The sequence below is a fragment of the Streptomyces sp. NPDC056480 genome (genome assembly GCF_042795405.1).
Taxonomy (GTDB): Bacteria; Actinomycetota; Actinomycetes; order Streptomycetales; family Streptomycetaceae; genus Streptomyces.
In genome coordinates, this window is record NZ_JBHTSA010000058.1 from 22,546 (window position 1) to 35,601 (window position 13,056).

The following is a 13,056-nucleotide window of genomic DNA, read 5'->3' on the forward strand; positions in this document are numbered from 1 at the left end:
TACTCGGGCATCACCGCCCCACGCGGTGGCGTGCGGCCGCGACCAGACGCGGCAGGTACCTCGGCAGCATCGGACCGGCGAAGGCCGCGAACGCGCCGACGATCAGACAGACGAGCAGCACGTTCCGCACGGCGCCGACCGTCCACGCGGGCGTCGGTGCGCCGACGGCCGTGACGGTCTGCGGCGCCGGGGTGGGCTTCGCGCTCGTGGGTGGTGTGGTGGGCGCGCTCGGGCTCGCGGAGGAGCCCGTACGGCCGCCCGTCGCGGCGCCGCCGGGGCCCGCGGCTCCGGCCGACCCGCCGGTGGACCCGGCCCCGCCCGTCCCTCCGGACCCGCCGGAGCCGCCGGATCCTCCGGACCCGCTCGATCCGCCGGTGGATCCGCCCGTGTCGCCGCCGGACGTGGTGCCGGAGGAGCCGGACGTGCCGCCCGATGTGGCGCCGGTGCTGGGCGTGGCGGACGGCTTCGGAGTGGTCGGCGCGGGTGTCGGTGTCGCCGTCTGCGGCGTCCTGCCCGCCTCCGTCGTCACCTGGTGGGCGGCCTTCCGGGTCTGCTCGCGGAGGGCCTGCGGGAGCGGGGCGTAGCCGTGCGGCAGGTTGCCGGCGGCGACGCCGGGGGTCTGGCCGGCTCCGGCGGCGTACGTGAGCAGGGTGCCGTAGTCGCGCCCCTCGGCGGCCGTGAGGTCGGCCGGCACGGTGGCGGCGTAGGTGAGGACGGTGAGCGGGTAGGCGGCCGCGTTCCGCGTGCCGGGGTCGGGCACGCTGACCCCGTTCGGGCCGGGCTTGCGGGCGCTCGCGGCGGCGGTCAGGGACGCGGCGTCGGGTGCGGTGAACCTCCCTGCCGCGTTGAGGAGTTCGGCGCGCATCAGGCCGTACCGCTCGGCGGTCGCGGTGTCCGTCACCGCGAGCACGGCCCGCTGCCCGGCCGGCTGCGGCGGGTCCTTCTTGTACGCGGGCGGGGTGGCGGTCGCGTCCCAGGACGTCCGGGCCAGGGTGTCGCCGCGGCCCGCGGCGCGCGCCGCGGCGTGCATGTCGGTGGCGTACGGGTGCTTGTCCTGGATGCAGAGCGGGAAGTCCGGCCGCTCCTCGAAGGCCTGGCAGTACGGGTCGCTCTTGGGGAAGGAGTCGAGCGGCAGGGTCACGTTCCGGTAGTGCGGGTTGACCTTCATGCCGGCGTTCCCGGGGTCGCCGTGGGTGCCCTCGTCGTCGGGGGTGCCCTTCAGGAACTCGGCGGCGGCCGGGTCCTGCGCGACCCACTCCCACAGCTGCCGGGTGGTGTCGGCGAGCGGCTGCGGGACGAGGGCGTCGCCGAGCTTGCCGCCGAAGTCGAGGTCGGCGTACTCCGGGTTGTGGCGGATGAACTCCGGGTCGCGGCCGAGGTTCTCGGGGTTCCCCGCGACGCTGTCGGCGAAGCGCGAGACGCCGTCGCGGTACGACTCGGTGAGGAGCTTGGCGACCAGGCGCGGGGTGAGCCGCAGGGTCGTCATCCGGGTGCCGTTGCGCCGTTTGACCTCGTCGGGGGCCCGGAAGGACGCCTGGCTCTCGACGGAGTAGCCGATGGTGATGCCGGAGAGGGCGACCGGGGCGTAGACGGGCTTGCGGCCGGCCGGTGACGGGGCGGCGGCGCGGCCGACGAAGACCAGACCGGGCGTGCCCGACATCAGCTTGACGCGGGCGGTCTCGTCGGGGACCTGGGCGTAGCCGTAGATGGCCTGGGCACCGGTCCGGCAGAGCGCGGGCTGCCAGCGGGTGACGGCCTCGGCGGCCATCTCGCTGCCCAGGGTGCCGCGTTCCTCGGCGCCGATCGGGCAGTAGCTGCCGATGGGCTCGAAGCCGAGCGGGACGGTGACGCGGTGCTTCCAGTTGGCCGGGCTGAGCGGCGAGGACTGCAGCTGGCCGCTGGACTGGGCGGTGTACGGGGTGCCGTCGACCTCGGAGGTGCCGCGGGGCACGACGACCAGCCAGCAGCCGCGGCCGGTGACCGTGCCCTCCGTCTCGACCGCGGCGCCGCAGCCGAGGCCGGGGGCCTCGACACCGGTCTGCGCCTCGAAGTAGACCTCGCCGACGCCGCGGGCGTCGGTGCGGGCGTACGGGATCTCGTTGGTGCTGTTGACGTCGAAGAACTCGTTCCAGTTGCCGGGGCTGACGTCGTCGCCGGTGACCGAGCGGAACGGCGCGTACGAGATGCCGCTCGGGGTCGGCGGGGGCAGCGGCTGGTTCTCCGAGTCCTTGAGGTGGGCGCCGTAGTTGAGCTGCCGGCCGTTGGTGTACGCGCCGGCGGCCTGGTTGCCGGCGCCCGCGCCGAGCGCGGAGGAGCCGCCGAACTGGCACTGGTCGGTGGAGGGTCCGCGCTCGTCGCCCCAGCACTGCATGATCTGGAGGTAGTTGGCGGCGTACGCGGTGTCGGAGACGGTGGGCGCGCCGCCGGTCCACGACACCTTGACGACCTGGTTGACGAGGTTGCGGGTCTGACTGACGGTGATCTTGAGGTCGGCGAACTCGCCGGTGCCGGAGACCGTCACCGGCGAGCCGTCCCCGGTGGCGGCGTACGCGGGCGGGGCGGCCGGGTCCAGGCCGGTGCCGACGGTCGCGACGACGGGGACGAGGACGAGACAGAGGGTGCCGAGGAGGGTCCGCATCCTGCCGGGGCGCGCGGGGCGGCCACCCCTCGTCCGGCGGGCCCCGCGCGGGGGACGTATGCCGGTCATCGGGGGTCCTCCCCCGCGCGGCGGGCGGCGAGGCGCCGGTGCAGCAGCGGCGGGCCCACCGTGACGGCGCACAGCATCAGGGCGCCGATCACCATGAGGGTGGTCTGGACTCCGCCGCCCACGCTCGCGGCCGTGGTCACCGGGACGCCGTACAGCTCGCCGCCGCCTCCCGCCGCACCGCCGGCGGCGCCACCGGTGCCGCCCGTGTCACCCGCGCCGACGGGCTGGCCTGTGTCGGGGTCGAGGGCGCCTCCCGTGGTCCCGCCGGATCCGCCGGTCGTACCGGCTCCGCCCGCGCCGGCCGTGCCGCCGGTGCCGCCCGTGGCACCGCCGGTCGCGCCGCCGGCCGCCGTACCGCCGGAGCCGGAGCCGGTGGCTCCGCCGGAACCGCCCGTGGCCCCGGTCCCGCCGGCGCCGCCCGTGCCTCCGGACCCGCCTCCGCCGCTCCCGCCGGTCGCGCCCCCGCTGCCACCGGTCGCACCCCCGGTCGACCCGCCGGTCCCGCCGGAGGAACTGCCGGTGGGGGTGGGGGTCTTGTTGCCGCCGGTGCCGGTGTCGCACTGGCTCGCGCCCTTGAGGTCACAGGCCGGCGGCATCGGGGCGGTCTTGGCGAGGGTGTTGGTGCCGTCGCTGGAGAACGTCGGGTTCTTGCACTTCTTGATGTCGATGCTCTCGGCGACCACGCCGGGGATCCGGCGGACCTGCGTCAGTCCGGCCTGGACCAGGTTGACGGGCAGCGGCGAGTAGCCGAGCCGGTCCACCGACTGCTGTCCCTGGCACAGGAAGTAGTAGGCGAAGGCGCCGAGGGACTTGCCCTTCTGCGGGTTGAAGTTCGACTCCACCGCCGTCGGGACGATCATGTAGCTGTAGCTGGAGAGCGGGTAGGTCCGCGGGTCCCGGCTGTCGTAGACCTCGTCGAGACGCTGGGTGAGGTCGGGGTTGATGCGCGCCTCGGTCAGCGAGACCGCCACGTTCTGGGCGGTGGGCTCGGTGTAGTAGCCCCTGGCGTTGAGGATCTTGGCCACCGGGAAGCCGGTGGTGGACACCGCGTACGAGTACTCGACGTAGGTGATCGTGCCCTGGTTGCCCTCCTGGGCGACGTAGCCGGAGACACCGTTGGACCCTGACTGGCCGACGAAGCCCTTGCCGCCGACGACGGGGAAGTTGGAGGTCGGTCCGCAGGGCGTGCGACGGCCGGCCTGGCCGCAGTACGCGTCCCACAGGGCGGGGTGCTTCTTGCTCAGCCAGGTGGTCAGCTGGGCCGTCGTGCCCGAGCCGTCGGAGCGGACCACGGGGACGATCCGGCGGGCGGGAAGGCTCGCCGCGAGACCGGGGTTGTCGGCCTTGACGGCCGGGTCGTTCCACATGGTGATCGAACCGGTGAAGATCTTGGCGACGTTCTCTCCGGAGAGCCGGAGGTTGGTCACCCGGCGGTTGCCGATCCGCAGGTTGTACATGAAGGCCGTGCCGCCCGCGACGATCGGCATGTAGCTGAACTTCCGCGAGGGCGGCGGGTCGGCGACGCCCGAGTCGTTGATGCCGTACGGGATCTCCGAGACGGCGAAGTCGACGGTGCCGTTGCGGAACTGGTTGCGTCCGTCGGAGGAGCCGGTGCCGTTGTAGTTGACCGTCATCCCGTACTGCTTGACGTTGGCCCGCCACTGGTCGAGGGCGTTCTGGCTCCAGGTGGAGCCCGCGCCGGAGACCGGTACGTAGCTCTCGGCGGCGGCGGGCAGAGCGGCGGGCACCACGAGCGCGAGGGCGGTGACGAGCACGGCCAGGGTGCGCCGCAGCACGCGCGCGGGGAAGGCCGGTGGGCGTCCGGACATCGGGGATCTCCTGATCGGTGGCGGGTCGTACGGTCGAGCGGGCGGTTCGGGACGTGCGTCGTCACGGGCGGGGCGGGCGTCGTACGGGGCGGGTGTGATGACGGGTGGGCGTCGCTAGGGGTGGGCGTCGCCCAGGGCGGGCGTCGTCACGGGTGGGCGGTCCCCCATCCGTTCCAGGTCCCGCAGCGAGGCCGCCGTCCTGCGTCGCTGCTGACGCCGGCTCAGCTGGCCGGGGCCGCGCCCGCCGATGACACGGGCGATCAGGAAGAGCAGCAGGACCAGGGCCATCAGCAGGGCCGCGCAGCCGAAGCCGCGGGCGATCATGTTCTTCTCCGGCGAGGCCACCAGGGTGAAGGTGGCCAGCGGCAGCGAGGTCTGCGGCCCCTCGAAGGGGTTGAGGTTGAGGCCGGTCGCGGCGCCCGAGGTCAGCAGCACCGGGGAGGTCTCGCCGATGCCGCGGGCGGTGCCGAGGATGACGGCGGTGGTCAGACCCGAGCGTGCGGTGGGCAGTGTCACCGTCCAGACCGTGCGCCACTGCCCGGCCCCCAGCGCGTACGAGGCCTCCTTGAGCGAGCCGGGCACCAGCCGGATGACCACGTCCGCGGCCCGGATGATGATCGGCAGCATCATCACCGAGAGGGCGAGGGAGGCGGCGAACCCGGACTTGTCCAGGCCGAGGGCGAGGATCGCGGTGGCGTAGATGAACAGGCCGGCCACGATGGACGGCAGGGCGGTCATCGCCTCCACGATGGTGCGCACGAACTTGGCGTACCGGCCGGGCACCTCGTTGAGGAAGACCGCGCAGGCGAGTCCGAGCGGCACCGTGATCAGCAGCGAGATGCCGATCTGCTGGAGCGTGCCGACGATGGCGTGCAGCATGCCGCCGTCGGTGATCGGCTGGAGGGGTCCGGTGCCGGACATGTCCTCGGTGAAGAAGTTCAGATGGGGCAGGGCCTCGCGGCCGCGCCACAGGGCGTACCCCACGATGAAGAGCAGCGCCGCGAGCAGCAGGGCGGCGAGGGCGTGGACGATCGTCTGGGCGAGCCGGGCGCGGATCGTGGCGCCGTTCTCGTCGAGGGAGATCAGCACCGCGTACAGCGCCATGAAGGCGAGGTACGCGAAGACGGTGAAGCCGAGCGGGGCGTCGAAGGGCAGCACCCGGCCGAAGAGCACCGAGGTCAGGGCCACGGCGGCGGCGCCCGCGCCGACGAGGGCGAAGACGTCGCGGGCGTGCAGGGCGGACGTGGTGCGGCGGTTCTCGGCGGGCGCGCCGGGGCCGTCGGGGACGACGTCGGGCGTGACCGTGGCGGTCGGCCGGATCTCTTCGGTGGTCAGGGTCATGCCTCGGCTCCTGCTCCGGACCGGCTGCGGGCGACCACGGAGGATGCGATGAAGTTGACGACGAGGGTCATCAGGAAGAGGGAGAGGCCGGCGGCCATCAGCGCGGACATGCCGAACGGGCTGGCGGCTCCGTAGCGCAGGGCGATCAGCGCGGAGACGGAGTTGGCGCCGTTCTCCAGGATGTGCGGCTGGAAGAAGAAGACCGGCGAGATGATCATGACGACGGCGATGGTCTCGCCGAGCGCCCGGCCGAGCCCCAGCATCGTGCCGCCGATGATGCCGCCCTTGCCGAAGGGCAGGACGACGGTGCGGATGACGCCCCACTGGCTGGCGCCGAGCGCGAAGGCCCCCTCGCGTTCGCCGGGCGGGGCCTGCGCGAAGGCCTCGCGCATCACCGAGCAGGCGATCGGGGTGACCATCAGGGCCACGACGATCCCGGCGATGAAGGTGGAGGAGGTGTAGACGGTGGCGGGGGCGAGCGGGTCGTCCGGGTCGACGCCGTCCACCGCGAAGAACGGGATCCAGCAGAAGTAGGTGGAGATCCAGCGGGCCAGGCCGGTGATGTGCGGCTGGAGGAAGAAGAAGCCCCAGAGGCCGTAGACCACGCTGGGCACGGCGGCCATCAGGTCGACGAGGCTGACCAGGGTCCTGCGCAGCCGGCGGGGCGCGTACTCGGTGATGTAGAGCGAGGTGCCGAGGGCGAGCGGCAGGGCGAAGGCGATCGCGGTCAGGCCGATGAGGATGGTGCCGGGCAGGACGGCGGCGATGCCGAAGTGCCGGGAGTCGGGCTCCCAGGCCGGGGTGGTCACGAACGACCCGCCGGCCTCGCCGAGGGCCTCGCTCGCGCGGACGCCGAGGAAGACGCCGACCAGGGTCATGGTGACCAGGACGAGCGCTCCGGCGCCGCGGGCGCCGACGCGGAAGAACCGGTCGGCGGGGTCCTTGGACGCGGACGTGGCGCGAGGCACCTCGGTGTCCGCGGCGGCGGTCGTGGTGGTGGTGACGGTACTCAAGAGGCGTTCCCCTGGACGGCGTCGGGCAGCCGCAGGCCGCGCAGCCTGCGCGTGTACGTCACGCCCGCGGCCACCTGCCCCTCGATGACGGCCGCGAGGAAGAGCTGGAGGCTGTCGCGGCATTCGCGCTGGCGCCGGAACTCGCGGGCGGCGACCGCCACGCAGCGTTCGTCCATGGCGAGCTGCCAGGTCCAGGTGCCGTTGGAGGTGGCGGCCATGGTGATGAGGGGGACCGCGCGGTCGAGACCGTCGCGCAGCCGTACGACGGCGGCGTGGCATGCGGTGTGGCCCCGGTGGAGGTCCGGGCCGCGCCCGAGGTCGTGGTTGTTGGCGCCGACGAGCCGCCAGCTCACCGCTTCCGCGGTACCCGCGCCCGGCGACCAGGCGTGCGGCGCCTGGCGTCTTTCGACATCCACCCATGAGACAAACAGAAACCGTGGCCGAGACACGGAACCGCCCCCTTCGCCCGGAACTCGGCGTGGCCGACAATCGACCACGCAACCGTGGCTGCGGGCATGACAATCACGTCGCTGAGCGCTGACCACTCCACAGACCGGTGAAGCAGCGACGCATAACACATGAACGAGAGGTAGAAGCCCTTGGGAGGAATCGGCGAGACACCGGCCGATCGGTCCCGGATGTACGGCTTCACGGAGAACGGCGACAGACGGGGGAAGCACCGCCTCCGCCCCGCCCGGAACGAGGCCGTCCGGCCGGACGGGACGACATCCGGCCAGGCGGGAGGCGTTCGGGGGGGTGCGGGACGACTCACCAGAGGAGGAGGGGTGGAGCCGGCCTTCGGCGCCGAACCGTCCGACCGGCCCCGCACGGGTCGGAACGATTCCGGCCCCCATGACGCCAGGGCCCCCTGGGATCACCCGACGGCGTCAGCGGCCGTCGAGAGCCCAGGAGGCCCTGTTCACATCAGCGACGGGTCAGTCGCCCACGCTGGTCCTGATCTGCTCGGGACTCGCCATCGCCCCTGCCCACACCCGCACCTCGGCGATCCTGGCAGGGAGGTAGTGCTGCGCGCCGTCTCCGGTGAACGCCTTGCCGAGGGAGAAGTCACCGGACCCGAGCTTCGCCGTGAACGCCTTGGCATCGGCGTTCTCGTTGTACCCGAGAGAGAGACCGATCGTCCCGGACTGCGCGTCGTGGACACCGGTGAGACGGACCAGCCCGTCCAGCGCGGCCACCTGGTCGGAGGCGACCGAGGAGAACGTACCGTCGGCGTTCAGCCGGCCGAAGTGCCAGAAGCCGACCGGGATGACACGCTCCGTGGACGTCTCGATGTCGAACGCCGTGCCCTTGGCGGTGATCTCGTACCAGAAGCCCCACGCCGAGCCGTCCGCCGCGCGCTGGCCCAGCACCTGCCCCTTGAAGCCCACGTCCTTGCCGGCGAGCTTGGTGCCGTCCAGGGCCGCCAGCGCGGTGACGGTGAAGGAACCCGTGTCGTCCACGAGCAGGCCCGACGAGGTGGCGGCGCCGTCCACACCGTCGAGGACGATCTCGCCGTTCACGACCGTCGCACCGCCGGACAAGGTCAGCGACCTGCCGTAGCCCGAGGTGGAATCGGTGACCGTGCTCCCGGAAGCCCCGTCGGGGGACCAGTGCGCGACGAGTTCGGCGCCCGCGTACGCATCGGAGATCAGCAGCCGTGCCTCATCCTTGACCTCCTTGTCGATCAGCTCCCGCTGCCAGGCGGCCACCTCGTCGATCGACCCCTTGAACGGCGCGCTCCGCGTGCCCGCCCAGAGGGAGCGGCCCACGTTGAAGGGTCCGGTGGCGGACCAGGAACCGGTCGCTTCCCGCGTCCCCTGCGGCACCCCGTTGACGTACAGGCGTACCTCCTTGTCGACGGGGTCGTAGCTGCCCGCCAGATGCGTCCACACCCCCACCGTGGCCGGGTCCTTGCCGGTCACGGCGACGTACGACGTCCCGGGGTCCGCGTCCTTCTCCTTGACGCCGAACGCCCATCGGTCCGCCCCCTTGTCGTAGGAGAGCCTGAAGGGGCTGTAGCTCGCGCCGTCCTGGGAGAGGACGACGCCGTCCTGCGCCTTGCTGTCCAGCCGCACCCACGCCGAGACGGTGTAGGCGGTCCCGGTGTTCAGAACGGGCGCGCCGGTCGCCGCGTAGGCGCCCGTGCCGTTGAGTGCCAGCCCGCGGTCGTTCACGGGCTCCTTCAGCGGCTCGCCCTGCGCGTCGTACGCGATCAGCCCGCGGCGTCCGCGATCGTCACGGACGGCGCCGCCGCCCAGGGTCGCGTCCTGCCGCACACCGCCACCGCCGGTCGACCCGTCGATGGCCGGGCCGGTGGCCTCGTCGAAGTGCCAGCGGCCCACCGGCTCTTCGCCGATGTCCACCTTGAAGTCGATCATGCTCTGGGCGCCCCACCGGCCGAGGTTGTCCTTGGCACGGGCGTAGATCCTGGGGGTTCCCGACTTGTCGGGCACGTAGCTGCCCGTGAACAGGCAGGAAGCGCCCGGCTTGCACACCGAGACCCAGGGGCCCGATTCGGTGATCCGGTACTGGAAGTCGGTGACGTTGCCGTCGCCCGCGGCGGGTGAGAAGAGGAAGGTGGCCTTGGTTCCCGGTCCGCCCGCTGCCTTGCACGCGTTGGGCAGGCACTCCGAGTACGGACCGCGCATCATGATCTGCGGGGCCTTGGGCGCCGAGCTGTCGATCTTGAAGTAGCAGAAGCCCGACGTGGGGCCGACCAGGTAGCTCGCCCCGCCGTTGTAGTAGGAATACGTCCACGCCTGGTACCGGTACAGCGTGCCGTCGGTGAGTGAGGACCAGGGCAGCGTGGCGGACTGGCCGTCCGCGAGGTAGTTCGTCGAGGGACGGATGGACCCGTTGCCGGCGTTGGTGTCCGTCCAGGTGCCGTTGGCGTTCTTGTGGTCCAGGTCGAAGTAGATGCGCAGCTGGGCTTCCTTCTCCCCTCCGGCCTTCGTCTGTGCGTACGCCGAGAGCAGCGGGGTGGGGTCGGAGACCACCGCGGGGTCCGATTCCGACCTGTCGCACACCGTGCCCGAACCCGTCACCACTCCCACGCCGGTCGGCTTGTCCGGCAGCCCCACGAAGTCGACCGCGAGAACGGCGTCGTTGCGGAACCTCTTCCACGCCGAGGTGTCCGTCTCGTCCTGTGCCCTCAGCTCCAGAGTGAGCCGCGAGATGCTGCCCGCCGCGAAGCTCTTGACGGTCGGGGTGAGGTTCTCGTTGGGCTCCTCGGGGTTGTCGTTGAACTCGATCGGGGCGTCCGGCGAATCCGGGTCGCAGAGCGAGCCCCGGCCGGCCGACACGTTCCGGTCCACCATCCAGTCGAGCTCCGCCGGTCGCGAGGACCAGGTGGTGGAGGTGGAGATGTTGTTCGTCCGGACCAGGTCCACCCATCGGGGATCACACTGGAAGGCCCACGGCTCCGTCACACGGAACGTCGCGTCCAGCACGTGCTTGCCCTTGAGGCTGGCGGGCGAGAACTCGAAGTACAGCCGCTGGACATAGCCCTCGCCGCAGTAGTAGTTCCCCCACCTCTCGCACTCGCCGACGCCCTTGCCCAGGTTGTCGTCGCCGTTCCCCCAGCCGTACGACTCGTAGCCGTCCGAACGCAGCAGCGTGCGCTCCGACGCGCCCCAGGTCACCGTGGGGTCGATGTACAGGGGGAAGTGCTCCGTCTCCGTACCGCGGAGCATGTCCGCGTCGGGGACGACGGTCAGCGAGTCGGGCGTGACTTTGACGTCCATCGTCGCCACCGTGTCGCCGTCCGCCGGCTCACCGCTCGGCGGTTCCGCGGCGCTGTCGGCGGAGTCGGCGGAATCGGCGGAGAGAGCCTTCATCGCCGGTCCGTGGGCGGCCTCGGTGCGGCGGCCCGCCAGAGCCTCGGGGGCCTGGGGGGTCTGAGGGGCCGGGGTGGTCTGGGAGGAACCTGCCGAGTCCCACATCTGTGCCGGCGGCGCGCGGAAGACACGACTGCCGTCCGCGTCCACCGCCGTGAGGTTGCCGGCCTTCCCCTTGAGGATCTTCAAGCCCTCGGACTTCAGCGAGTAGTCGATCTGCTGGAGCTCCGGATTGGCCGCGGCCTGCGGGGTCTTGACGACGAGGACGTGCCGGAAGCCCTCGGTCGAGGCGATCACCTGCAGGTCGACGCCCTCCATGACGTCCCTGTAGACCGCGTTCGAGCCGTCGAGCTCCGGTTCCGGGAGGGTCCCGGGCCAGCTGAGGGCGAGGGAGCGGCCCTGCTCCTCGATCTTCACCAGCGGATCGTTCGTTCCGCCTCCGGAGAACTCCATGTCCACGGCCGCCGCCTTGGGCGCGACCGTTCCGTCGGAGCGCTTCTCCAGCGTCGCGTCAGGTGCCTGCCACCCGCCACCGGGCGTGGCGACGCGGACGGGCACGGCGGACTCCTCCAGGGTGAAGCTGTAGCCGTCCGGGTTGGCGTAGACGGTCGTACGTTCCGTCCGCTCACCGGTCACCTCGACGCGGGCACCCGTCTCCTCGGCACTCGTCAGTGCGCGCTGCGCCTCCGTGACATCCGTCGCGTTCGGCTGTCCCGCGACCGACGCTGCCGCCGCGCTGGTTCCCAGCGCCGGCACGGCGGACAGGACGATGGCCGTGGCCATGCCCGCGATCAGACAGGGCATGCCCCTGCCAGGCGCGCTGCCGGCCGACCGTCTCCACTTGTTCATCCCCACCCCAAAGAAGTTCGATCAAGACTTGTCTTATGTGAAGGGCGTACGGCCCACCCGACCTCACGGGGAGGACTCACCCGCGGGCCTGCGGCGCCGCCGCGTCGGTCACCAGTCGGCGGTGCCGATCTGCTTTCTCGGGTCCAGACCCGTCGCATTGCCGGGGTAGACGAACAACGTGCCGCTCGACGTCTCGACGCCCACCAGGTCGTCGTGCTCGCTCTTGACGAAGTCCCCACCGGCCAGATCGCTCATGCCGTTCCAGGCGCCGCTACCGATCTCGACGCGGGTCTCAAGGCCGGTGCCGGTGCCCTTGTACGACCAGAGCTTGCCCGTGGAGGTCTCCACCGCGGCGACGTCGCTCTTCCCGTCGTCACCGAGGTCCATGGCGACCAGGTCGTGCATGCCGTTCCAGCCACCGCTGCCGATCTCGACCCGGCCGCTGAGGCCTGACCCCGTGCCCGGGTAGAGCCACAGCTTTCCGGTGGCCTCCTCCACACCGACGAGGTCCGCCTTGCCGTCCCCGTTGAAGTCGCCGCCCGACAGATCGTGCATGCCGTTCCAGCCACCGGTTCCGATCTCGACCCGGCCGCTCAGCCCTCTCCCCGTGCCCGGGTAGAGCCACAGCTTTCCGGTGGCCTCCTCCACACCGACGAGGTCCGCCTTGCCGTCCCCGTTGAACTCGCCGCCCGACAGATCGTGCATGCCGTTCCAGCCACCGGTTCCGATCTCGACCCGGCCGCCGCCTCCGTAGAGCCACAGCTTGCCGGTGGACCTCTCGACGGCCACCACGTCGTCGAACGCGTCTCCGTCGAGGTCGGTCACCACGATCTCGCCCATGCCCGTGGTCTCCGCGCTCGCGGCGACCGTCGCCGCCGTACCACCGGCGACGAGGGCCATGATCAGAGTTGCCAGACATATGCGCTTATATCTACGCCTGCGGGGCATGCCACTCTCCGTTGTCGCGTTTCAGAGGAAAAGAAGGTGAGGAATCGATGGCCGCCGGGGGGCGGCGAGCCGCCCGGCATCACCCCCTCCGTGCGGAGGGGGTGATGCCGGGATCACTGGTCGGTCTTGCGGATCTCGAACCCGTGCCACTCGTCGGCACTGGTGGCGAAGTAGAGGACCGGCTTCTCGCCGCTCCGGGCGACACGCAGCTCCTGGGTCTCCGTGCTGTCGGAGAACGACCCGCCCGCGTCGACGTGCAGCAGGATGCCGTCCACGCTGTCGCCGTCCACCGCGGGCTTCCAGGTCCCGCTCCCGGAGATCTTCCCGTCACCCGGCGGCGGATCGATGAAACTGAAGGTGACGGCGTCGCGGGGAATGCCGGACATCGCGAACCGGCCGTCCGGGCGCAGTTCCACCCGCGCACCGCCGTCACCCGTCCAGGTACCGGCGATCCGCGTGCGGTCGATGCGCTCGGGCCGCTCGGAGATCCCGGCGAGGCAACCTCCCATGAGGAGCAGGATCACTGCCGATAC

At 71.8% G+C, this 13,056-nt stretch carries 8 protein-coding genes; all 8 read right to left on the reverse strand.

Annotation, left to right across the window (positions count from 1 at the left end; translation table 11 throughout):
• Positions 1–10 precede the first annotated feature (10 nt).
• Positions 11–2,707 carry a hypothetical protein gene (locus ACFQ79_RS24055; RefSeq protein ID WP_383586742.1) on the reverse strand — a complete coding sequence of 899 codons (2,697 nt, stop codon included), beginning with the start codon at positions 2,705–2,707 and terminating at the stop codon, positions 11–13.
• The gene (gene pstS, locus ACFQ79_RS24060; protein WP_383586744.1) at positions 2,704–4,536 is read right to left on the reverse strand and encodes a phosphate ABC transporter substrate-binding protein PstS; all 1,833 of its coding nucleotides are present in this window, start codon (positions 4,534–4,536) and stop codon (positions 2,704–2,706) included. Before pstS ends, ACFQ79_RS24055 begins: the two co-directional genes overlap by 4 nt.
• Before the next feature lie 114 nt (positions 4,537–4,650).
• Positions 4,651–5,877: a phosphate ABC transporter permease PstA gene (gene pstA / locus ACFQ79_RS24065; protein ID WP_383586746.1), complete on the reverse strand. Its 1,227-nt coding sequence runs from the start codon at positions 5,875–5,877 to the stop codon at positions 4,651–4,653.
• Positions 5,874–6,890 carry a phosphate ABC transporter permease subunit PstC gene (gene pstC, locus ACFQ79_RS24070; protein ID WP_383586748.1) on the reverse strand — a complete coding sequence of 339 codons (1,017 nt, stop codon included), beginning with the start codon at positions 6,888–6,890 and terminating at the stop codon, positions 5,874–5,876. The genes pstA and pstC overlap by 4 nt, the downstream gene beginning before the upstream one ends.
• Positions 6,887–7,306, reverse strand: coding sequence for a hypothetical protein (locus ACFQ79_RS24075; RefSeq protein ID WP_383586750.1), 420 nt, complete (start codon positions 7,304–7,306; stop codon positions 6,887–6,889). Before ACFQ79_RS24075 ends, pstC begins: the two co-directional genes overlap by 4 nt.
• A gap of 519 nt (positions 7,307–7,825) precedes the next feature.
• The gene (locus tag ACFQ79_RS24080; RefSeq protein ID WP_383586752.1) at positions 7,826–11,509 is read right to left on the reverse strand and encodes a LamG domain-containing protein; all 3,684 of its coding nucleotides are present in this window, start codon (positions 11,507–11,509) and stop codon (positions 7,826–7,828) included.
• Positions 11,510–11,683: 174 nt separating this feature from the next.
• Complete coding sequence (locus ACFQ79_RS24085; RefSeq protein WP_383586754.1) at positions 11,684–12,475, reverse strand: FG-GAP repeat domain-containing protein; 792 nt, start codon at positions 12,473–12,475, stop codon at positions 11,684–11,686.
• 161 nt (positions 12,476–12,636) lie between these two features.
• Positions 12,637–13,032, reverse strand: coding sequence for a hypothetical protein (locus tag ACFQ79_RS24090; protein WP_383586756.1), 396 nt, complete (start codon positions 13,030–13,032; stop codon positions 12,637–12,639).
• Between the last annotated feature and the right edge of the window lie 24 nt (positions 13,033–13,056).

Coding starts and splice junctions, on each gene's coding strand:
- ACFQ79_RS24090 (WP_383586756.1), bottom strand. CDS start 13,032: ATGGGAGGTTGCCTCGCCGGGATCTCCGAGCGGCCCGAGCGCATCGAC.
- ACFQ79_RS24085 (WP_383586754.1), bottom strand. CDS start 12,475: ATGGCCCTCGTCGCCGGTGGTACGGCGGCGACGGTCGCCGCGAGCGCG.
- pstA (WP_383586746.1), bottom strand. CDS start 5,877: ATGACCCTGACCACCGAAGAGATCCGGCCGACCGCCACGGTCACGCCC.
- ACFQ79_RS24080 (WP_383586752.1), bottom strand. CDS start 11,509: ATGGCCACGGCCATCGTCCTGTCCGCCGTGCCGGCGCTGGGAACCAGC.
- pstS (WP_383586744.1), bottom strand. CDS start 4,536: ATGTCCGGACGCCCACCGGCCTTCCCCGCGCGCGTGCTGCGGCGCACC.
- ACFQ79_RS24055 (WP_383586742.1), bottom strand. CDS start 2,707: ATGACCGGCATACGTCCCCCGCGCGGGGCCCGCCGGACGAGGGGTGGC.